The 21657-nt window shown below is 42.3% G+C and carries 18 protein-coding genes; 7 read left to right on the top strand and 11 right to left on the bottom strand.

Annotated features, from left to right (window positions below):
• Window positions 1-4: 4 nt before the first annotated feature.
• The 6 genes from ACPYIV_RS13585 to ACPYIV_RS13560 all read right to left on the bottom strand — a co-directional run bounded on the left by ACPYIV_RS13585 (window position 5) and on the right by ACPYIV_RS13560 (window position 5831).
• The gene (locus ACPYIV_RS13585) at window positions 5-2035 is read right to left on the bottom strand and encodes a discoidin domain-containing protein (RefSeq protein ID WP_425883488.1); all 2031 of its coding nucleotides are present in this window, start codon (window positions 2033-2035) and stop codon (window positions 5-7) included.
• Between the two features lie 65 nt (window positions 2036-2100).
• Entirely contained in the window at window positions 2101-3126 is a 1026-nt protein-coding gene (locus ACPYIV_RS13580; RefSeq protein WP_425883486.1) for a 6-bladed beta-propeller, read from the bottom strand.
• Window positions 3127-3206: 80 nt separating this feature from the next.
• The gene (locus ACPYIV_RS13575; protein ID WP_217803232.1) at window positions 3207-3440 is read right to left on the bottom strand and encodes an NVEALA domain-containing protein; all 234 of its coding nucleotides are present in this window, start codon (window positions 3438-3440) and stop codon (window positions 3207-3209) included.
• A 231-nt stretch (window positions 3441-3671) separates the two neighbouring features.
• On the bottom strand, window positions 3672-4535 hold the full coding sequence (locus tag ACPYIV_RS13570) for a DUF1573 domain-containing protein (RefSeq protein ID WP_425883484.1): 864 nt from the start codon (window positions 4533-4535) through the stop codon (window positions 3672-3674).
• A gap of 7 nt (window positions 4536-4542) precedes the next feature.
• On the bottom strand, window positions 4543-5598 hold the full coding sequence (locus tag ACPYIV_RS13565) for a BF3164 family lipoprotein (protein WP_293740567.1): 1056 nt from the start codon (window positions 5596-5598) through the stop codon (window positions 4543-4545).
• A gap of 2 nt (window positions 5599-5600) precedes the next feature.
• Window positions 5601-5831, bottom strand: coding sequence for an NVEALA domain-containing protein (locus tag ACPYIV_RS13560; protein WP_293733302.1), 231 nt, complete (start codon window positions 5829-5831; stop codon window positions 5601-5603).
• Between the two features lie 144 nt (window positions 5832-5975).
• On the opposite strand from ACPYIV_RS13560, the gene ACPYIV_RS13555 reads away from it, so the two are divergent.
• The gene (locus tag ACPYIV_RS13555) at window positions 5976-7082 is read left to right on the top strand and encodes a hypothetical protein (RefSeq protein ID WP_425883481.1); all 1107 of its coding nucleotides are present in this window, start codon (window positions 5976-5978) and stop codon (window positions 7080-7082) included.
• A gap of 729 nt (window positions 7083-7811) precedes the next feature.
• On the opposite strand, the gene ACPYIV_RS13550 is transcribed toward ACPYIV_RS13555, so the two are convergent.
• From ACPYIV_RS13550 to ACPYIV_RS13530, 5 genes are all read right to left on the bottom strand, one after another.
• Window positions 7812-9365, bottom strand: coding sequence for an ATP-binding protein (locus ACPYIV_RS13550; RefSeq protein WP_293733300.1), 1554 nt, complete (start codon window positions 9363-9365; stop codon window positions 7812-7814).
• Between the two features lie 16 nt (window positions 9366-9381).
• Window positions 9382-10935, bottom strand: coding sequence for an ATP-binding protein (locus ACPYIV_RS13545; protein ID WP_425883478.1), 1554 nt, complete (start codon window positions 10933-10935; stop codon window positions 9382-9384).
• Window positions 10936-11035: 100 nt separating this feature from the next.
• Window positions 11036-12037: a 6-bladed beta-propeller gene (locus ACPYIV_RS13540; protein ID WP_425883476.1), complete on the bottom strand. Its 1002-nt coding sequence runs from the start codon at window positions 12035-12037 to the stop codon at window positions 11036-11038.
• 111 nt (window positions 12038-12148) lie between these two features.
• The gene (locus ACPYIV_RS13535) at window positions 12149-13231 is read right to left on the bottom strand and encodes a 6-bladed beta-propeller (protein ID WP_293733297.1); all 1083 of its coding nucleotides are present in this window, start codon (window positions 13229-13231) and stop codon (window positions 12149-12151) included.
• 5 nt (window positions 13232-13236) lie between these two features.
• Window positions 13237-14382, bottom strand: coding sequence for a 6-bladed beta-propeller (locus tag ACPYIV_RS13530; RefSeq protein WP_425883474.1), 1146 nt, complete (start codon window positions 14380-14382; stop codon window positions 13237-13239).
• Window positions 14383-14508: 126 nt separating this feature from the next.
• Between ACPYIV_RS13530 and ACPYIV_RS13525 the strand changes: the two genes are divergently transcribed.
• From ACPYIV_RS13525 to ACPYIV_RS13500, 6 genes are all read left to right on the top strand, one after another.
• Entirely contained in the window at window positions 14509-15375 is an 867-nt protein-coding gene (locus ACPYIV_RS13525; RefSeq protein ID WP_425883472.1) for an ion transporter, read from the top strand.
• Between the two features lie 67 nt (window positions 15376-15442).
• Window positions 15443-16495 carry a tryptophan--tRNA ligase gene (gene trpS / locus ACPYIV_RS13520; RefSeq protein WP_293733295.1) on the top strand — a complete coding sequence of 351 codons (1053 nt, stop codon included), beginning with the start codon at window positions 15443-15445 and terminating at the stop codon, window positions 16493-16495.
• A 231-nt stretch (window positions 16496-16726) separates the two neighbouring features.
• Window positions 16727-17242, top strand: a complete 516-nt coding sequence (locus tag ACPYIV_RS13515; RefSeq protein ID WP_425883470.1) for an RNA polymerase sigma-70 factor — start codon at window positions 16727-16729, stop codon at window positions 17240-17242.
• An 82-nt stretch (window positions 17243-17324) separates the two neighbouring features.
• Window positions 17325-18095: an outer membrane beta-barrel protein gene (locus tag ACPYIV_RS13510; protein ID WP_301705122.1), complete on the top strand. Its 771-nt coding sequence runs from the start codon at window positions 17325-17327 to the stop codon at window positions 18093-18095.
• 39 nt (window positions 18096-18134) lie between these two features.
• A complete protein-coding gene (locus tag ACPYIV_RS13505; RefSeq protein WP_425883467.1) occupies window positions 18135-18980 on the top strand; it encodes a FecR family protein in 846 nt (281 codons plus the stop codon).
• Window positions 18981-18991: 11 nt separating this feature from the next.
• On the top strand, window positions 18992-21652 hold the full coding sequence (locus ACPYIV_RS13500) for a TonB-dependent receptor (protein WP_425883465.1): 2661 nt from the start codon (window positions 18992-18994) through the stop codon (window positions 21650-21652).
• The last annotated feature ends 5 nt before the right edge of the window (window positions 21653-21657 follow it).

Below are 21657 nucleotides of genomic sequence, written 5' to 3'. Positions count from 1 at the left end.
TCAGTTACCACCACATCTGTTTACCCTCCTCATAAGTAAATGGCCTATGTTCTTTTCCCCGCGTATGGTTATGAATGCGGAATAGGGCATTTTGGGGTATATTATGGAATGTTAATTTGTTATCTTTGCTATATTGCTGACCTAATGAAATCCATTTTTTGTCCCAATAGAATAATTCATATAATTCTCCCGTAACGATTCTGTTGTCGTCGCTTCTTGGGTAAAACTCGACTTTTTCGATTTTACAAGGTTTACCGAAGTCGAAAACGATATATTGGTGTTTCTTTGATTTATCATTTTGATAAAATGAGACTCTGTCTCCATCTATTACGTTTTCGAGTTTATTGTCACTTATTCCTTTTGTTCCTGTCAGCTTCCCTTTCAACTGTTGCCGGTCTTTTCCGAAAATCTTTATTTCTGCAATGGAATAAGAATCTTGGAAGGTTGGCGTATTTTGAAAATTGCAAACTAAATAGCGATATTTCTTGTTTGTCGGAATTTTGAAACTGTCTTCATAAAAAGGCAGTTTCTCAATCGTATATACGTTTAGACTGTCAGATAAATCCTTATTATTGCAAACGGAAAAACGGGTTCCGATTGTTCCTGCGGCTTGCAACGCTGTATGTAGGCGGTATGGAGTTTTCGAGTAGAATGTTGCAGATATTTCCTTTTTGTCTGCTTCTTCAGAAAAACATTTTAATTCTCCATTCTCTTTGAGAATAAAAGCATTTCCTGCCGGAATGATTGCCCCGTTCTCGTAGTAAGCCGGCAGGTAAAGCACATTCACACCGACTTTAGTAAATAAGGCCTGTTTTTTTCTTGGGATGCTCCAACATACCGGAATCCAATTATTATCGTCATAACAGCATAAATAGACATATTCTTTTTTGTGTTTGTTGTCCCATAGGGGAACCTCGATGTCTTTGCACACGATGTATTTATCCGTAATGTCCTCTATCCCCGGGTTCCTGAAAAAATCGGGAATTTCCTCTTTCGCTCTGAGTGCCAAACAGTTTTGTTGTATCTCATAATTAATCCTGTACACCTTTGGAATCGTTCTACAGTATTGTATGGAAACATGGGGGAGTGTATCTTTTACTGTCGGGCTGTAGGTGTTTTTCCAGAATATATTGTCGACCAGTATATCACTATCTGAAATGTATGGTCGTTGGGCATTATCGTACAATTTCTCAATGTGTTCATCTCCGATTATTTCCGTCCAAAAATGGGGAGAATTGGCATTGCCCCAGTTGGGAAAAGTATTTAAAGCTGCTGGAATACCGTTTGCCCGTAATGCAGCGATTTTATAGATATTTGCTTCCAGGCAGGTCCCGATCTGTGCTTTTGCAAGGTTTTCAAAGGTGGTGGGAAGCAATCCCGGATATTTTCGAGTAAAAAGCACCCAATTTTGAGCAAAGGTCCTGTCAACATCTTTCGACAGGATAGCTCCGATTTCTTTGTATGATTTTTGTTGAACAGTGTCTCGCAGTTCTGCATATTTTTGAAGAAAAAAATCAGAAGCATATTCCCAATAACAGTTGCTTGTCGTATATGGAAGAATGTATTTACAAAATGTGTCAAAGTCAATGTCTTTACACCACGGATATTGTTGCCATATATGGAAGCAATAGTCGATGTGGCGGATTAGAAAATCAGCGGATATGTGTTGAAGATCTGCTATATATCGAGTATGCACTCTTTTATTTGGATGCAACCGATTGATACTATCGCAAATAACATAGTGGGCTCCGTTTTTATATCGACCGTACTTTTCAAAGTAGGCAGCCCACGCATCAAAATAGGGTTGAGAGGCTTTGATGGAGTTTGTGTCCACCGACTGTTTCCCTAACATATTTCGGATGATGAAATGAGATGCTGCAAATTTTGGGGAGTCTTCTTGATACTGTTCCAATATACGTTTTAACTCCTGCCTGTTTTTATCCGCAAATTTGAAGGCATGAATTAATGATTTGTCTTCAACGGGGGTACAGGCAGAGAGTAATAATAGCAGGTGTAAAAAGAATCTTACTGACATATATTGTTCCGTTTAATCTATATTCTTTCTTTTTCTAAAAATGGAAAGGAAGATATTTCTTGTGATTATATAATCGTGTCAAGATCTAAATATCCAAATTGAATCTCATCGTCAAAGGCAATGATAAGTCGATTGTTTTCTTTATCATAGCAAAAAGACTGGATTGAGTAGCCTGTTTCTAAAGTGGTCAAATACTCTCCTGTCAAGTTGAAGACAATTAACTTGGTTGTGCTGTTACTTTTGTTTGATCCCTTTTTGAATCTGGTATCTCCTAAATAGTCTGCGATTAACTTGTCTTTACAAAAGGTAACATGGGAGTAGTAACCATTTTGGTTGGATTTTTGCTTATCCCATTTCGCCCCATATAATGTATATTTAAGTTTCCCTTCTAATGTGCATAGGGTTATCAAATCGTGATACCAATATACTTCTGCATAAAGATTATTTTCTGGGGAAGCTGCAAAACTTACACGTTTTTTAGTTATTTGGGGATGTCCGGTATATTCCATAAATTTCGTCTTTTGAGTTTGCATATTCCATTTTCCGACCATAGGAATATAATCTCCTGGATTTAGAACATGCATATATAGTGCATAGGAAAGTGTATCATTGACATATTGCATCATAAAAGGAAATTCCAAAGCGTTTATGTCTGTTTTTTTCTGAGGCTGATAGACTGGATTAGAAAGTATGCTGTCTATAGGATAATCATATAACAATTGGTGGCCATGATCGAAAACATAAAATGAGTTATTCGCTTCATCAGGAATAATACTTCCCATATTGGCTATTTCTGACGGTCCTTGCCCACGATCTCCTACACTGGCCAAGTAAGCAAATGTGTTTTTGTCAAAGACATGAATCAACTTGTCAAACGATTTGTAATCACTGATTATTATGTAATTGTTCAGAATAAAAGGTGTCCCGAAGTTGGATATGGCAACATCTTCAATTGGAATTTCCCGTATGTTCTCTTTAATATTTTGGATCTTGCTTTGCGCATTGTAGTATTTGATAGATTCCGAATGTTGCTCACAGCTTAATGTGAGTAATATCCACAGGAGGTTGAATAGAAGAAAAAAATATTTCATTTTATATTAGATGTTTAATTTATGTAGAAAAGAGGGAGGTTAGTTTTCCTCCCCTTTAACTATTTTGTAATTTGTATAAATTACCAACTTGCTTCTTTATATGGATGGTAACCATAACAGAAACAAATACCGCTATCAGTTAAGCAACCATTGGGACAATCTAGGATGCCTTCTCCTTCACCAGCAGCTAACGCTTCCACATTAGCCAATGCCAAGTCAGAAAGTTCAACTTCTTGTTTATTCTGCTGGTAGTTCCAGCCTGCTGCTGCGGCGATCGCAACAAAAGCGATTACGCCAAAAAATTTCTTTCCCATTTTCGTATTATTTTTAGGGATTTATAGACTTATAATTAGTTTTGAATCTTTTGTCCGGTATCATTTCCCGGAATGGGTGATTTCTAACCCTTTTGTTGTTGTTCCTAAATTTACTACTTTTGTGCTCACCTCCTTCTTTATCTGTTATTGAATGAGGAAAAGTCCGGGAGTTTCTGCTGAAGTTTGTGAATCTGTAGGCAGGAACTCCTTTCTTTTCCCAATTATATTGTTTTATTCGACTGTCCCGATAAAACTCATCATCAGTGAGTTGTTCGGAATATTTCCATATATCTCCACCGTTCGGTAAAAATCTCCCGGCTGTTCCGCTTCGTAGCTGACCGTGACTATTCCGCTCTCTCCCGGTTGCAGTTCTTTCCAGTCGCAGGTTGCTTCGGTGCAATCGCAAGAGGTGGTAAAACCTTTCAACTTGAAGGCGCTTGTTCCGGTATTTCGGACGGTGACCGTCTGCTTTTGGGTTGTTCCCTCTTTAACCGTTCCTAAGTCATATTCCGCTTTGTCCGCTTCGAGTGTTGTCTTGGGCAATGCTTCTTGATATTGCATGCCGGTTATCTGTTTCAGATACAAATCCCTAACTGCCAAGTTATGTACCGGGTTGCCGATTATTTTCACCTTGTTGTCCTTGTCAAGCAAGAAAGTCTGAAAGGTAATATCCTGCGGAAACTTGTTCAACTTGTCCAACCTGCTGTCCCGGTCGATACAGACCGGACGGGCAAAGTTGTCGCGTTTTAGGATGTACTGCAACTCACGGTCGTCTTTCGACTGGAAGACAAAGATGAACGGGATATTACCATTTGTTGCCGAATCGACATGAGCGATCAACTCTTTCCATTTCGGCAATTGCAGTTTGCAGCTGGTGCAACCGGTTGAATCAACATAAATCAGCACTTTATATTCCGCATCGGGTATCCGATAGTCCACCGGCTCGGTGACGAAACGGGTGAACGCCATATTCTGTGGAAACACGATCTCTTTCCCTTGCCATTCCTGAACCAACAGGGCGAACTTTTCTTTGTTATTCTCTTTACAAGCGGTTAACAAAAAAAGAAGTAGTAATATGTAGAGTTGTTTTTTCATTTAATCGTTATATTTTAAATTCCATGATCGGTTCATCACTTTCTACACATGTGGCGATGATCGTCTTTGTTTTTTCGTTTACATCGATTCCGTATATGGGTTTGTCTAATGTGTATTTTTGTATGGGATTTCCTTTCAGGTCGAATACATAAATGTAACGGCCTCCGTCTTCCGGCTTTTCACCTCGTTGGTAAGAGGCTAATTTGTCTTTAAACCGGACTCCTTGGAATACGCTGTAGATATGTTTGTCCGTAATGACAATATCACTGAATCCCATTATTCCGGTCGGGAAGCCCTCACCTTTTACACTCTTAAATTGGGGCTCGCCGTTCGGACCGTATAATACGGTATGGGTATTTTCTTGGGTGTTATAGATTTCAATGGATTCCCCTAATTGGGTGACCATAGCCAATATGCCATTGTGCGGGTTATAATCAATAAAGCTACGCCATGCCTGGGCCAGTGCCGGATGGTTTTCTTGTGCAAAATCTTTTTCAGATGGGATTTTACCTATGCTTTTGATAGGTTTACCACTGTAGTCGACTTGCCAATAACGGTGCTCGCCTAAATAGTCGGGGATGAGGAAACAGGAATCTGTAGCATAAAAGTCTAACGAACGTACTAAACTTTTATCTAATTGTATCACTTCTTGTCTTGTTGCCAAACGATTTTCAGCAGAGACAGCCCAACGCGATATTTGCATTTTATTTGCGTCGAGAGCATAGATTGCATCGGGCGAATCAAACTGGAATGTTTCAGCAGAAAGCATTTCTTCCGGTCCTTCCCCCCGTTTGCCAAAAGAAACGATATGTTTCCAATTAGGGTAGGTAAAGGCATGAAAATAGTAATCGGCGTTGTGCAAATCCATTACAATAGCCATACTGTCTTTGACCGCTACCCGGAATGGGTAGCGGAAAAAAACAGTATCCAGTTCGATAACCCGCGCACTTATTGCCTTTTCATTGGGAAAAGTCGAATATCGGGGGTAGTAAGTACCGGGGGAATCGGTACAGGAGATTATCGCACTGATACCTATTAATAATATGTATGCAAAACGTTTCAAAATTATTCTAAACTTAAACCTGATATTTTGACTTCTACTTTGTAGCCTCGGCAATCAACCGAACCGCAACCAAAGCAATAGGCTCCTTCATCATTTTCGCCTTGGGCCAATGCTTCAATATTCTGAGATGCCAGGCAACCCAATGTGCTTGTTTCATTATTGTAAGACAGACTGCACACAGCCACAAAACAACTTGCTGTAAAAATCAATTTTAATAGTGTTTTCTTTTTCATGTTCTTTTTTTGGTGTAAAAGTAATCTTATGGTTTAAGATTTTCAACTAAATGTGGAAACACTTTGGTGTTTCCAGTGAAATGTTGCCAAAGTGTTGATTCTGCTTGTTCGTTTTGTTACTTTTGTCTCACAAATGAGATGAAAATGGAAAAACGCAGATTGATTATAGTCTTTGGAGGGATATTGATTTTAATGATATTGGTTGTGTTTTTATCTTGCTGTTACTTTTCTCAAATTAAAAATGAGCAGATTCTTAAAGCAACTTATCTTTTTAGTCATGCAGTCGATAAGGAAAAGGAATTGATGCAACCGGAGTTTATCTCTTTCCCAAGATCTGATACCGGCATTTCTTCTGATTCTACTGTTATCGAAACCGAAAAGGGAAAAGTTGTTTATAAAAAAAGTGAGCAGGCGGATAGTCTTGCTTTGATCGATAAAAGAGAATGGAGTTTTCAATTGTTCATTGCATTGAAAAATCCCAATCGTGCCTTTACCCTCGACAGTCTTTTTCAAGAACAATTAAAAAGTGAAGGCATAATCGCTCAAACATCTGTTTCTTTTTCACAGGGTGACAGCCTTGTCAGTTGTTCGAATAAACCGTTATCTCAGGTAGGGATCGCTTTAGAACCCATTGTCTTTGGCGTAGAAAATGATCAAAGGCAAATAAAACTACAAGCGTATGTCCTGTTTTCCCATTCCTATTTATTTAGCCGGATGCCTCTGATTTGGGGGCTGATTTTGTTGTGGTGCATTCTTGTTATTATAATGTATATATGGCAACGGCGCAAAAAGGTGGAGTATAATAATGTTGTTGTTACTCCTGTTACACCAATACCGGCAGCACTCTCTTCGGATGCTTCGGAGTGGATAGAGATAGCGCCGGGTGTTTTTTTCAATAGGAAAACGGGAGGATTAAAAGATCGGGATCATGAAGTTTACTTGACAAAAAACCGTTTACTCGCTTTTATCTGCTTTTTAGAAGCACCGGATCATACTGTCAGTTACCCTGTTTTTTGTAATGATGTGTTAGGGCGGCCTTTGAGCGAAGATGAATCGACAGAAGAAAATAAGAAGTTCAATCGAGCGATAAGGAAATCTATGACGCAAACCATAAAGCGCCTGCGAGAAGATTTGATAAATTTTCCGGAGTTGTCTATCGAAAATGCTTCCGGTTTATCTTATCGCCTGAATATTGGAACTGTCCGGGAGAGCAACATAGGGCTGACAGAATGTGAATCTGATGTTCTTTAAATATGTTAAACCATACAATATCCCCCTGCTAAATAGTTGTATTTGACATTCGTCTGTATTTCAGCTCTTTATTAGATCCTGTGTTTCTTAAAAAATATTACCCTTGCGGGTAATTTGAAAAATATAGGGTAGAAAATTAAAATAGATGCGGTAGAGTTTCTATTTGGACCAATGGGTGTTTTGATAATCTATACAATAAGGAATGGAATGGCAATAAGGAGGCGGCTTCTATACCTTATTGTAAATAAAATGTTTTTTTGCATTTGGAAGTGTAAAAGGCAAGTATTCCTCTTCAATAGGTAAAACTGTGCTTTTTTCATTGATTTGCCGCTTTTTCTCCGCGACGACCGTCTTTATCGCCATGACAATGGACTTCATCGCCATGAAGACGGTCGTCACTATCTATGGACTCGGCAACTCACGGCAACGAAGACGGTCGTCTCGGAAAAGTTCTGCGCAGCTCACGGAGAAAAAGCGGGAAAAAGCTTTTGGAGTTAACGGGCGCGGATCAACTTTGTCTACGAATATTCGATTCTCCGGAAGTTAAGGTTTCTCATATTGTCGTTGTTTTGCTGTTCAGGATGACAAAACAGAGCCGTAATGTGGATGAGCTGCCGACCACATCGCATTTGCTGTCACCGTGAAACAGTTTAATTTCACAAAATGTCAGATCAAAGTGAAGCAATATTTTAAGTGAAATAGAAAAATGACAAAAAGGGGGTTATTGTATCATTCTTCAATAATCCACTCTTCAATATTCCGCAACCGGTTACTGAAATTTATTCCGATCTTGAATAGTTTTCTTGGGTCGGAAGCGAATGGAAGTGCATACTGCTTTTCGTTAATTTGCTTAAGCGCTTCCTGGGCAGTACCTTCCAATTTGAATTCCATCACATAGATGTAGTCATTTGTTTTCAATACCAAATCGACACGTCCCCTGCTTGTGTGGTATTCGACTTGCGCATAAAAACCGACCAGTTTGAAAACGATGAAGAGGACATTCTGGTAATGCAATTCCAATTGGCGGGCCAGTTCGTATGGGGTGTCTGCAAAGAAACTTTGCAGGCGGCGGAGGAACGCATCGGGTTGGCCTGATTCTATTTCACGAACAAATTTTTGGATCTCAAAAGGAGACTCAACCTTATTGACATTCGTATAGAAAGGCATCAGGTATCGTACAAACCCTTCTTCTACTTCGCGATTAGGGAATCCTAACTGGTAAATACCGAATCTTTCATCATAACTTTTAATGGTCAGATACCCGCTTTGATAGATTACCGGGATAGGGTTCGACGAGTCTGCATAAATGCTGTTCAGTACATCCGAACTGGTCTCTTCGTTTGCCATGCGTTCCAGATCGTAATGGCTTCGCTTCAACAGTTCAACCAGATAAGTCGGTGTGCCTGTTTCGAACCAATAGTTGCTGAACTTATTATATTTAAATGTGTTGAGCAGGCTGAACGGGTTATATATGCCGATGGTATTTTCTACGAAATGATAACCGTCGTAATACTCTTTGAGTTTGATACAAACATCCTCGTATGTCATGTTTTGGAGTTCTGCTAATTCATGGAGTTCTTCTTCCAGATTGTCGTGCATCTCCTGTTCGGAAACCCCGCAAAGATTGACGTATGGCTCGCGCATGGAAATATCGTCTAAATTGTTCAAGTCGCTGAATACGCTTACTTTTCCGAATTTGGTTACGCCGGTTAGCATACCGAATTTGATATTGCCGTCCATCGTTTTCAAAACTCCGTAGAAAGGTTTCAGGGTGTTACGGAATGATTGTTGGAGCTCTTCATTGCCGATAGCCTGTAACATCGGCTTGTCGTATTCGTCCACAAGGACTACGACGCGTTGGCCTGTCTGTTTGTAGGCTCGTTCGATGACTCCAGCGAAACGGAGGGAAAAAGAACGTTCGGATGGATTGGCTCCATACAGGCTTTCCCAACCGGCCAATGTTTTTTCAAGCATATTATCGAGACTTTCCTGGCAATCGTATTTCTCGATATTCAGGTCCATGTGCAAGATCGGATGCTCGATCCAGTCTTTTTCCAGTTTTTCCATGGCAAGCCCTTCGAACAGTTCTTTCTTGCCTTGGAAATAGGCTTCGATCGTGGATATGAGCAGGCTTTTCCCGAAGCGGCGGGGACGGCTCAGGAAATAGTAGCTGCCGGTTTTGATAATCCGGTAGATAAGTTCGGTTTTATCGATATAGAAATAACCGCCGGTTCGAAGTTTTTCGAAGTTCTGTATGCCTATCGGATAAATTTTATTGCTCATAGTGTTCTTTTTTTATTCATTCTTCAATAATCCACTCTTCAATATTCCGCAACCGGTTACTGAAATTTATTCCGATCTTGAATAATTTTCTTGGGTCGGAAGCGAATGGAAGTGCATACTGCTTTTCGTTAATTTGCTTAAGCGCTTCCTGGGCAGTACCTTCCAATTTGAATTCCATCACATAGATGTAGTCATTCGTTTTCAATACCAAATCGACACGTCCCCTGCTTGTGTGGTATTCGACTTGCGTATAAAAGCCGACCAGTTTGAAAACGATGAAGAGGACATTCTGGTAATGCAATTCCAATTGGCGGACCAGTTCGTATGGGGTGTCTGCAAAGAAACTTTGCAGGCGTCGGAGGAACGCATCGGGTTGGCCTTTACGGATTTCACTGACGAATTTCTGTATTTCGAAGGGAGATTCTACTTTGTTTATACTCGTATAGAAAGGCATCAGGTACCGTACAAAGCCTTCTTCTACTTCACGATTTGGGAAACCTAACTGGTAAATGCCGAATTCTTCATCATAACTTTTAATGGTCAGATACCCGCTTTGATAGATTACCGGGATAGGGCTCGACGAGTCTGCATAAATGCTGTTCAGTACATCCGAGCTGGTTTCTTCGTTTGCCATGCGTTCCAGATCGTAATGGCTTCGTTTCAACAGTTCAACCAAATAAGTCGGTGTGCCTGTTTCGAACCAATAGTTGCTGAACTTATTATATTTAAATGTGTTGAGCAGGCTGAACGGGTTATATATGCCAATGGTATTTTCTACGAAATGATAACCGTCGTAATGCTCTTTGAGTTTAGCGCAGGTTTCCTCATATGTCATGGCCTGTATATCTGCCAACTCATGAAGTTCTTCTTCCAGGTTGTCGTGTATCTCTTGTTCGGAAATACCACAGATATTGACATAGGGTTCACGCATGGAAATGTCGTCTAAGTTGTTCAGGTCGCTGAATACGCTGATTTTTCCGAATTTTGTCACTCCTGTCAGCATGGCGAACTGGATATAGCCGTCCATCGATTTCATTACTCCATAGAATGCTTTTAAGGTTTCACGATACTCTTTTTGTAAAGTCGTATTCTCTATGGTTTGCAGTAAAGGTTTATCATATTCGTCTATCAGGATCACCACTTTACGACCTGTCTTTTCATAGGCTTTGCGGATAAGTGTGACAAAACGGTCGTCTATTGTTTCGTCTGATTGGACAGAACCGTATTCTTGTTCATAGATGAGAAACTGGCGGTCTATCAGACGGAGTAGGTCGTCTTCTGTATCAAATTTTTTAGCATTCAGGTCTAAATGCAGGATCGGATGCTCGATCCAGTCTTTTTCCAGCTTTTCCATGGCAAGCCCTTCGAACAGTTCTTTCTTGCCTTGGAAATAGGCTTCGATCGTGGATATGAGCAGGCTTTTCCCGAAGCGGCGGGGACGGCTCAGGAAATAGTAGCTGCCGGTTTTGATAATCCGGTAGATAAGTTCGGTTTTATCGATATAGAAATAACCGCCGGTTCGAAGTTTTTCGAAGTTCTGTATGCCTATCGGATAAATTTTATTGCTCATACCTATCTTGTTTTATTTATTTAAACTGTGCATCCAGTTCATAATACAACAAAGATAGTAATGTTTCTTTGCATAGCCAAGCTTGTCGGACTGATATAGCCTAAATTATACCTTCTAAATTCAAATAAGCAAACTGTATTTCGTCATTAAAATTTATGATAAGCCGGTTGTTATCTTTGTCATAACAGAAGTCGGTTATCATATATCCTGTTTCCAGGGTTTTAAGGTAATTACCGTTTAAATCGAAGACTAAGAATTTTGTGGGATAATAGGCGTCTGTACGGTGGTCGCCACCGGAATAAAGGGCCAGGATTTTATCTCCGCAAAATGCGACTCCGAGCGTGTAGTGTTGTGTTTGGGTTATTTCGCTGTCCCATTTGGGGCCATAGATGTTGCATTTTAACTTTCCGTTGAAATCGCAGATCGTCATCAGGTCATATTGCGTGTAGCATTGTACATATAGCTTGTGTTCGGCAGAAGCGGCATATATGAAACGGACTTTTTTTAGCCCTGGAAATTCATAAGGCATAGGAATTATCTCTCCAGTGGACATGTTCCATTTGGCTACGGATGGCTTGTAGTTGTTATTTCCTATCGGTTCTATGATCTGGGCGATACAAAGCGTGTCATTCAGATATAGGTATCTGTCCGGAAACTGTTTCTTTTTCATATCTGTTTTTACACTTGGCTGATAGTCGGGATTCGTTAAAACACTATCCAGGTCGTAAGCGAATATTTTCAGTTTGCCGTGATCCGACACAAAGAAACGGCGATTCGCCTCGTCGAATTCAACATGGCCTATAATTGTAATTTCTCCGGGACCTTGTCCTTGATACGTGCTGCTGGCGAGATGTTCGAATGTGTTTTTGTCAAACAAATGAATAAGTTTGTCCGGTGCATTATAGTCGGTGACAATTAAATAATCATCAATCAGATAGCTTCTCGATATCCGGCCTATCAGCACGTCCTGTGTTGAAAATTCTTTCACTCTGTCCCGCACGTCGATGACCTGGTCGCGTTTATTCTGATGTTTTTCCGTTTCAGGATTCTGGCTGCAACTCCAACTGGCGATAATCAATAAGAGGTATAACAATTTGTTCATGACTTTTTCTGTTTTTAGTGTGTTGTCATGATACAAATATAATGATATTATTTGATTACGAAATTATCGTTGTGCTTATTTGCTGATGGCGCTTTTTCTGAAGATGTATAATTAAAAGAACTCTATTATACAGGGATTATCTTCTGCATGGCAATTTATCTTATTGCCGAACTTGTCAAGAAGATCGTTCCCGTACTCGGATAGTTGTTCGGGATTAGCATATAGCAAGACGCTATTGTCACTGTCGGCCACCGATATAGTGGAGAGCACGGAGCCATAAGTAAATTCGGTCGATACAGTCTGCCCTTTGTGGATCTTGGTCAGGAAGTTTTGTCCGCTATTGTGCGTCTGTACCCAGATAATATCGCGCAGTGAAACGAGGTTATTAATGTATGAACCTTGGTTGGCTTTCCGGATGAAATCCATTCCGTTGATCTTGAAAGACTCGAGTAGTTGTTCTTTTGAAAGATATGATTGATCTTGGGTAAATATCCCCTCCTTGAATGTTTCCGTTTCGGGATTGAATGCTACATACGTGTTGGATATCCCTAACTGGAACAGGTAGTCTGAACCACATGCTATGAACTGTACTGGGCGGAACATAATGAAAGGAATTTCTTTTTTCAGATAGTCGGAAAGGATCTTTCCTTCTTTATCGGTCAAAGTGAGTGTGTTTTCATTTTGTCCCGTTACCAACAGGATATGCGAGTTGTCCAGTCTTTTGAATTTGTGGATAACATAGGAATAGGGTATTTTGAATTTAAACGATAAATCAGCCGCATCATACACTTTCAGGCTTATATTATCTGAAATCCAGATTTCAGTAGTTCCCTCTGTTTCACAGATATCGAAATCCTCGATACGCTGATATTCTTCAGGCCCTTGCCCTTGTTTAGACAGTACGGAAACAAATTTTCCCTTTTCATTAAAGTGCAGGATCGATTGTCCGCCGGATGAAGAAATATAATAGTGGCCTTTGAATTTTTTTATTTTGTCTATTTGCCCGACCAGACACTCGGAAGTGGTTTCCAGAGGTGTAATCTCACTTTTATCCGTAAATAAATCGGACCATCCGGGATGCATCTCCTTTGGGGTGGAAAAATTTTCCAATAAAACTTTTTCCTCTTGCTTTTTTCCCGTACAGGAAAAGCACAGACATAATAAAGTGACGAATAAAAAGACGGTTCTATTCATAATTTTTATTCTTTTATTTCGATAGTTAGTAATATCCAGTTGCTTCCGTCGGGAGATAATGCCGGTAATAACTTTTGGATGGCCGGATAGGTGCATTTTATATTCTGGTAATGTTCGGCAAGCTCCTTTTCCTGGGCGAGCACATATAAATTCTTACCGTCGGAACCGATAAACGGATTATAAGAGATGGGCATGAAGTTGTCAAACAAACGGTTGAAGGAATATAGAGCGTTATCCACCAAGTTGATCGAACAGAAATCTTCCCGTTTGCCTGCTAATTTAAAGAATAATTTGCCGGAAGCCTGATTGAAACTATAATGGGAATAAATGTACTTTCGTTTTGTGATGATTTCCGACATTTCCTGATCTTCTTCAGGACCGTACGGATGTTTGTCTTTTGTTAGGAAATCTCCGTGGAAATCGAGAAAAAAGAAAGGTTCGACTGCACCTTTTTGCTGATTATAAGAATAGATCGTATCTATGTTATTAGGAAAAATGAATAAATTATTCGCCTTCTCATCTTGTGCATACATATTTTGCGGGGCAGATGGCCATTCTTCTTTTCCCCATTTCGGCAGGAACAGCTTATTTATAGATTTGAAATCCGTTAGTGCAAAAAAGTGACCTTCAATGCTTCCCCGGCTGTTGCATGTGCCTCCTGAGTAAACGAGAAAGTTTTGCTGTCCGACCGGTATGAGGTTGGCGCAGGGAAAAGGTAACGATACCCTTTTAATGGGTGTCCCGTCCAGTTTGAATTTATTGATTATTTTGAAACGGCTGACGACCCATAATTCTTCTGCATCCGGTACGATGGTCATCGAGATAACGAGAAGCGCATCGGCAAAAGTCAGTTCTTTAACGAGTTGACCGGATTTATCGAAGATCACTACTTTATTTCCGGCAATTGTCCTACCCATTATTATGTAGAGGCGGTCTTTATACGGAATCATGGTTGCGCCATAATCAAACAAGTTGGATTCCAGTCGAGTACAGGAGATGTTTTTCACCAGGTCGTCAAAATTGATTGTTTTATACCCGGACATATCTATTCGCGTCACCGTATTGTTTTCTTCGTCCGATTGGATAGGAAGCGTACTGCCCTTTGCACAACAACAAACGGTGATAAATAGAATAAGTATTTTTATTTTCATGGTCATATTGTGTAGACTTAAATATCTCCAACAGGTTATCACAAATGTACTATAAATAATTTGAGTTTGTTATATTTGTAACAATAATAAACTTCAACTGTTTTTAGTAAAGTAAAGATTCGGATTATGAAGCTTTTTTCGGGAATATGGGAGCGTGTGGATGCTTTTCTTCATGATGAAAAATTGAAGAAGAAGCTGTATGTTATTATATTCGAATCAGATACCCCGATGGGAAAACTGTTCGATACCTGCCTGATCGGATTTATTATCGCAAGCGTAGTAGTGGTGGTATTGGAGAGTATACGGTCTTTTTCATATCACTATACGTTGGGATTGCGGATATTGGAGTATGTATTTACGGCCTTTTTTACTTTTGAGTATCTGGTTCGTATCTATTGTTCGCCAAAACCGAAAAAGTATATTTTCAGCTTTTTCGGGATTGTGGACCTGCTGTCGACATTACCGGTTTATCTGAGTTTTTTCTTTGCCGGTACGCGTTATCTGCTTGTGATCCGTGCATTCCGGTTGATCCGCGTTTTCCGCGTCTTTAAGCTGTTCAATTTTCTGAAAGAGGGGAATCTGTTATTGAAGTCGCTAAGGATCAGCTCACCGAAGATATTCGTGTTTTTCTTTTTTGTCTTGATTCTGGTGACTTCGATCGGTACGATAATGTATATGATAGAAGGAAACCAACCCGGTACGCAGTTCAATAATATACCGAACAGCATCTATTGGGCGATTGTGACGATGACGACTGTCGGCTACGGAGATATAACGCCGGTGACACCTGTCGGACGTTTTCTCTCGGCTATCGTGATGTTGATCGGTTATACGATTATCGCTGTTCCGACGGGGATTGTGTCGGCCACAATGGTTGGTGAACAGCGTAAAAGGAGCAGGCTGGAGTGTCCGCATTGCCATCAGGCCGGACATGAAGAGGGGGCGGAATATTGTAAATATTGCGGTACTAAATTGGATCAGCCGGAGGCATAAAGATTCGGAATCTGTCAAAATAATTAGTATCTTTGCCGCCATTTGATATTAATAATTAAGAAAGAATATGGAAACAGTAGTAAGTGGCATTCGCCCAACGGGTAATTTGCATCTGGGGAATTACTTCGGAGCAGTAAAAGGATTTTTGCAAATGCAAAATGAGTATAATTGCTTTTTCTTTATTGCAGACTGGCACTCGTTGACTACACATCCGCATCCTGATAATATCCGTAACAGTGTAAAGACGATCCTGGCTGAATATCTGGCTTGCGGCATCGATCCGGAAAAAGCGACCATCTATCTGCAGAGCGATGTGCGCGAAATCCCCGAACTGTATCTGTATCTGAACATGAATGCCGGAATCGGCGAGTTGATGCGTACTACTTCTTTCAAGGACAAGGCACGCCAACAATTGCACATTGACCGTGTCAACACCACGGAAGGCGATGTGGAAAAGGAAATCTTCAACGAGGGGAACAAACATAGCGTAAGCGCCGGTTTGTTGACCTATCCGACTCTGATGGCAGCCGATATCATTATCCATAAGGCAGTGAAGGTGCCGGTAGGGAAAGACCAGGAACAGAATATGGAAATGGCCCGCCGTTTTGCCCGCCGTTTCAATTCGACCTATGGAGTCGAATGTTTCCCGGAACCCGCCTCTTTTTATTATTCCAACAAAGCGATCAAAGTGCCCGGTCTGGACGGGTCCGGAAAGATGGGTAAGAGCGAAGGGAATGCCATCTACTTGATCGATGATGAAAAGACAATTAAGAAAAAGGTGATGAAAGCAGTGACGGATGCAGGTCCTACGGAGCCGAACAGCGTGAAGCCCGAACCGATTGCCAATTTGTTTACGATGATGGAAATCGTATCGGCAAAAGATACTTTTGATTTCTTCAATGAGAAATATAACAATTGTGAAATCCGTTACGGAGATTTGAAAAAGCAATTGGCTGAAGATATCAATAATTTCTGTGCTCCGATTCGTGAACGTATTTTAGATATTCGTTCTAACGAGGAATATCTGGCGAAAGTCGCCCGTATGGGTGCCGAGAAAGCAAGCGAGAGCGCAGCAAAAACGTTGCGTGAAGTACGCGAGATTATCGGATTCAGAGGATAAGCATTTATAAAATTATAACCGGGGGCTGTGTCAAAACAGCCTTGTCCCTGCCTCAGGCGCAGGAACAGGGCCGTTTTGACACAGTTCTTTTTTATCTCTTTTAGTATAAAAAAACTGTACCTTCTCATAATACGATATAATTTATTAAAATCATAATAAATAACCTGAAAATCGGAATGTTAAATGGAAAACTACTTTACTTTGCGGTGAATAGAGACAAGTAACAAATGTATGGCGGCAATATCTGCGGGAGAGTTTGAACGTATTTTCAAGGAGCTTTATAAGCCCCTGTGTCTGTTTGCACTCCGTTTTACAGAAAAAATGGAAGATGCCGAGGATGTCGTGCAGCAGGCTTTTGCCGACGTTTGGGATAGAAACAGCCATAATGTGGTAATTGCTAACTTTAAATCCTATCTCTACCAGGCGGTACGGAATCGTTCGCTTACGCTTATTGCCCAATCTTCCGATACATTACAGGCGACAGAATGTATTGCCGATATGGAGGACCTGTCGGAAGAGGAGCAGATATATCAATCGGAACGGGATGCGCGCCTTTGGGCGGCTATCGACGAATTGCCTGCCGAACGGAAGAGGATATTTTTGCTTTCCAAACGGGACGGATTGAAATATCAGGAGATTGCGGAGGAGTTGCATATTTCCATTAAAACAGTTGAAAACCAGATCGGGAAAGCGCTAAAGACTTTGCGGGAAACTGCCGTACGGATTTATTGTTTCTTTTTTTCTTGATAAGGATAGGGGTTTTTCATGATTTCTTGTCTTAGTGATAGAAAGGTTAAAATGTTTATGTATCACTAATGCAAAAAGAGAAATGAAGAAATTCGTGTTATTTGTGATGTTGATGATGAGTGTGAGTTCGCTTTGGGCCCAAAAACGTTGGTCGCTAACCCCTGAGATGGGAATGACAGCCATTAAAAGAGGAGGAGGCGCCCATCCGGCCGAGCAGCGATACAATACGCGTTGGAAAGTCGGAGTGGGCGTGGAATATGCGGTTAAACCGGATGTCTTTTCTTTGAAATCAGGACTGTATTATACGCAACGTGGATATTCGTTTCATTCGATGTCATATGGAGGCTATTATTCGGTTTCGGGACAGAATGACAACACATTCGGAGAGATGTGGTACAAAACGAACCGGCATTTCTTGCAAGTCCCTTTGATGGCGAATTTTTCCATCAGGTTGGCAGATGATGTGCGGCTGAATCTGGCTGCCGGTCCCTATATCGCTTATTCGTTGGGAGATAAAGGCCTGGCTGAATATAGCGAATATATTTCGACCGGCGGTAAGAGTTTTGGCTATGGTTATAGCTATGGTTCAAACAACTATACTTATGTAGGTGGTAACGATGGCTATCTATATGGAAGCGGATGGGCTGGGCAAGGTTTTAGGAGTGAAGGTTGGACTCATGACAATCCTTTAGACTGGGGCGTTTCTTTCCAGGTTGGATTGGAAGTGAGACAATGGGTCATAAACGTCGGATACGACGCCTCTTTGGGCAAAGAGTACAAATGGGATTCCGCCAGCCTGAAATATCATACCTTCAGTTTGTCTGTCGGGTATAAATTCAAATTAGGTAAATAATCGTAGAGATGCCCCTTGCGGGTATTCGTAACTGGATAAATGATGAACAACGAGCAAGATGATAGATTTGAAAAACGCCTTCGTTTTGTAGCCCGGCGCTACAAAGAGGGAAGCCTGGATGAGGATAAGGCCTGGGAACGGTTTGCCGCCCGGCAGGGAATCCGTCGTCAGGTCTTTTTCCGCCGTTATTGGATGGCGGCAGCTTCTGTCATGCTCTTGCTTATTGGATTCGGTACTTTTTATATGAAGGAGCGGAATAACCCCGAATGGGTATCTGTCGTTACCGCATCGGGACAGTTGAAAGATGTTTATCTGCCGGATAGTACGCTGGTCTCGATGGCCGGGAATTCGTCGCTCCGGTATGATTTGAAAGAATATGGAAAGGAAAGGCGTGTTGTGGAGATGACTGGAAAAGCGTTTTTCCAGGTGAAGAGGAATGAGGCACGCCCCTTCTCCGTTCATACGGCCATGACGGAGGTAACGGTTTTAGGAACCAGTTTCCAGGTAAGCGAACAACCGGGTATGACGGAAGTCGATGTCGTGACGGGAAAAGTCCGTTTCGCTGCCGGGAAAGAAGCTGAACCTGTTATCTTGACGGCGGGAATGTCGGCCTCTTATTCGAATGAAAAGAAAGAGATAGATATCTTGGCGGAAGAAAATCCGAATAATCTTTCCTGGAAAACGAAGCAACTGAGGTTCAACGATACGCCTTTGGAAAAGGTGATCAGGGACCTGAACGAGTATTACCGGGTGGAGATCACCAACAAGGTGGATTCGCCGGATTCCAGGCTGACCGCCACATTCAACGATCTGCCTCTTGACGAAGTCTTGCTGGTTATCAATCAGACGTTAGATATCCGACTGGCTCCCCGGAAGGATAAGTAAAAAAAGAACATATGTATCGTGTTTACCTATTTGTCATCGGGATTTGTATGTGTTGCCCGCTGATCAGGGCGAAAGAACCTCTGTCCCTGTTGGCGGATCCGACTCCTACTGTCACATTAGATATGAGGCGGGTGCCGCTACAGGATATTCTACTGGAGATAGAAAGGCAGACCGGCCTGTTTTTTTCCTATGAGTCGTCGATGTTGAAAGAATACCGCCATGTTTCGTTGACGGCGCACGACGAGTCCCTTTCCTATTGCCTGAAACGGCTGTTCGAACCTTTATCTCTTGTTTACCGGATTACGGGAAGTTATGTGATATTGAAACGTAAGCCCCGGCAATATACCATTAGCGGTTTTGTGCGGGATTCTGCTTCCTACGAGAGTTTGATTGCAGCAACCGTGGTGGAGCGTTCTTCCGGGAAAGGGTCGGTTTCCAATAATTACGGCTTTTACAGCATTACGCTGCCTCCGGGGAAGGTGGAGCTGTCTTCCTCTTATGTCGGCTACGAGCCTTGTTCCGTTACGTTCGAGTTGACCCGCGATACGATGATCGACCTGCCCTTGTCGCCTGCCGGTGTGCTGGGGGAAGTCGTAATAAAAGGTATCTCGCCCCGATCGGATGTTTTGAACAGCCGGGTGGGCGTGTCGGATGTCCCGGCAAGCCGGGTGAAATCGTTGCCGGCCCTGTTAGGTGAAACAGATGTAGTCAAGACCTTGCAACGGTTACCGGGAGTCGCCGGTGGTACGGAAGGCATGAGCGGCTTGTTTGTACGGGGAGGCGATGGCGACGATAACCTGTTTTTACTCGATGGCAACCCGGTTTATCATACGGATCATGTGTTGGGCTTTTTCTCGGCTTTCAATCCGGATGCTGTAAAGAATGCCACTTTTTATAAAGGAAGTTTTCCGGCGGAATATGGCGGGAGACTTTCTTCCGTTATAGATGTGCGTACGAACGAGGGGAACCGGAAGGAATATCACGGGAACATCTCGATCGGATTGTTGGCGGCGCGTGCCAATCTGGAAGGGCCGATCATCAAGGACCGTTCTTCGTTCAATGTGTCGGTGCGGCGTACCTGGATGGAACTGATTACCTGGCCCATCATGACGGCTGTGAGCAAAAGGGCAGATACGGAAGTGAAAGGCGGATATCATTTCTACGATATGAATGCCAAGGTGGATTATTCTTTTACGGACCGTAGCCGCGGGTACCTGAGTTTTTATATGGGAAGCGACAGTTACCGGAACGGCGAGGCCTCGAAAGACGTGCATGGCGAAGACCGGGATTTCCGTTGGCGTTGGGGGAACCTGATCGGGTCCGCTGGCTGGAACTACCTGATCAATCAGAAGCTGTTTGCCTCTTTTACAGGCGGATATACCCGTTACCGTTCACATATTATCCAGAAGCAGAATGCATTTGTCTCTTCGCCGGATAAGAGCGGACAGGTTTATTTCCAGGAAGGACATTACCGTTCGGCTATGGAAGATGTGAACCTGAGAGCCTCTTTCGACTATCGCCTGAATATCGACCACCGGATCCGGATGGGGAGCGATTACCTGTTTCATCTTTTTCGTCCTGAACAGAGTAACATGAGTTCCTGGTATAAGGATTCGGTTGTTTCGCAAATGAATAATACGATCTTCTCGCATTCCCTGATTCATGGCCATGAGGTTTCCCTGTATGCGGAAGACGAAATGTCGCTGACCGACCGGCTGCGGGTGAATGCCGGGTTGCGCTTTACCCTTTTCCATGTGCAGGGAGAGACTTACCAGTCGTTCCAACCCCGTTTTTCCGCCCGCTACCTGCTGGGGCGGAACTTGTCGGCAAAAGTGTCTTATACGAAGATGAACCAATATATCCATTTATTGTCCAACAGTTATATCAGTCAGCCGACGGATATTTGGGTGCCGGTAACCGGGAGTATCCGCCCGATGCATGCGCACCAGGCGACGGGTGGTCTGTTCTGGCATTATAAAGGGTTGGACTTCTCGGCTGAAGGCTATTATAAACGGATGAATAATCTGGTGGAATATAAGGATAACGGTCCGGTTTTGTCTTCTTTTTCGGGTTGGGAAGACCGGGTTGGAGTAGGTAAGGGACGTTCCTACGGCCTGGAATTGATGGTACAGAAAAAGACGGGGCGGTTTAACGGTTGGATCGGGTATACGCTCTCCTGGTCGGACCGCTGGTTCCCGGACGGGACGGTCAATAAAGGGCGCCGTTTCCCTTCCAAATACGACAACCGGCATAAGATCGATATCGTCGCTTCCTACAAACTCTCTAAAAAGGTGGAACTGACGGCTGCGTGGATGTATAAATCCGGCAATCACCTGACGATTCAGGACATACAATACCGTCCGTTACCGGAGTTGACGGAGCGCGGTTACCAGGAGGAACTTTGGTGGGGAGATGGGCAGAACGCAAGTTCGCGCAATAATTACCAGCTACCTGCTTATCACCGGCTCGATCTGGGCGTTAATTTCTACCGGTATAAAAAGAACGGACGTATGGGAATCTGGAACCTGAGCCTTTGCAATGCCTATTTTAAGGCGAATCCTTTCTCGGTCCGTCCTGTTTATTCTCAAACGGAAAAAGGCCGGGAGGTCGTGCTGGAACAGACCTTGTTGTTCCTTTTCGTCCCTTCCGTCTCTTATACATATAAATTCTGATGGCG

It is taken from the genome of Parabacteroides vesiculifaciens (genome assembly GCF_049860805.1).
Lineage (GTDB): Bacteria > Bacteroidota > Bacteroidia > Bacteroidales > Tannerellaceae > Parabacteroides.
The sequence above is the reverse complement of the archived record's forward strand: the minus strand, read 5'-3'. Positions and strand labels throughout refer to the sequence as shown.

Bases quoted from the DNA above. Each gene is read 5' to 3' on its own strand.
- ACPYIV_RS13585 (WP_425883488.1), bottom strand. From the start codon at position 2,035: ATGTCAGTAAGATTCTTTTTACACCTGCTATTATTACTCTCTGCCTGT.
- ACPYIV_RS13580 (WP_425883486.1), bottom strand. From the start codon at position 3,126: ATGAAATATTTTTTTCTTCTATTCAACCTCCTGTGGATATTACTCACA.
- ACPYIV_RS13575 (WP_217803232.1), bottom strand. From the start codon at position 3,440: ATGGGAAAGAAATTTTTTGGCGTAATCGCTTTTGTTGCGATCGCCGCA.
- ACPYIV_RS13570 (WP_425883484.1), bottom strand. From the start codon at position 4,535: ATGAAAAAACAACTCTACATATTACTACTTCTTTTTTTGTTAACCGCT.
- ACPYIV_RS13560 (WP_293733302.1), bottom strand. From the start codon at position 5,831: ATGAAAAAGAAAACACTATTAAAATTGATTTTTACAGCAAGTTGTTTT.
- ACPYIV_RS13555 (WP_425883481.1), top strand. From the start codon at position 5,976: ATGGAAAAACGCAGATTGATTATAGTCTTTGGAGGGATATTGATTTTA.
- ACPYIV_RS13550 (WP_293733300.1), bottom strand. From the start codon at position 9,365: ATGAGCAATAAAATTTATCCGATAGGCATACAGAACTTCGAAAAACTT.
- ACPYIV_RS13545 (WP_425883478.1), bottom strand. From the start codon at position 10,935: ATGAGCAATAAAATTTATCCGATAGGCATACAGAACTTCGAAAAACTT.
- ACPYIV_RS13540 (WP_425883476.1), bottom strand. From the start codon at position 12,037: ATGAACAAATTGTTATACCTCTTATTGATTATCGCCAGTTGGAGTTGC.
- ACPYIV_RS13535 (WP_293733297.1), bottom strand. From the start codon at position 13,231: ATGAATAGAACCGTCTTTTTATTCGTCACTTTATTATGTCTGTGCTTT.
- ACPYIV_RS13530 (WP_425883474.1), bottom strand. From the start codon at position 14,382: ATGAAAATAAAAATACTTATTCTATTTATCACCGTTTGTTGTTGTGCA.
- ACPYIV_RS13525 (WP_425883472.1), top strand. From the start codon at position 14,509: ATGAAGCTTTTTTCGGGAATATGGGAGCGTGTGGATGCTTTTCTTCAT.
- trpS (WP_293733295.1), top strand. From the start codon at position 15,443: ATGGAAACAGTAGTAAGTGGCATTCGCCCAACGGGTAATTTGCATCTG.
- ACPYIV_RS13515 (WP_425883470.1), top strand. From the start codon at position 16,727: ATGGCGGCAATATCTGCGGGAGAGTTTGAACGTATTTTCAAGGAGCTT.
- ACPYIV_RS13510 (WP_301705122.1), top strand. From the start codon at position 17,325: ATGAAGAAATTCGTGTTATTTGTGATGTTGATGATGAGTGTGAGTTCG.
- ACPYIV_RS13505 (WP_425883467.1), top strand. From the start codon at position 18,135: ATGATGAACAACGAGCAAGATGATAGATTTGAAAAACGCCTTCGTTTT.
- ACPYIV_RS13500 (WP_425883465.1), top strand. From the start codon at position 18,992: ATGTATCGTGTTTACCTATTTGTCATCGGGATTTGTATGTGTTGCCCG.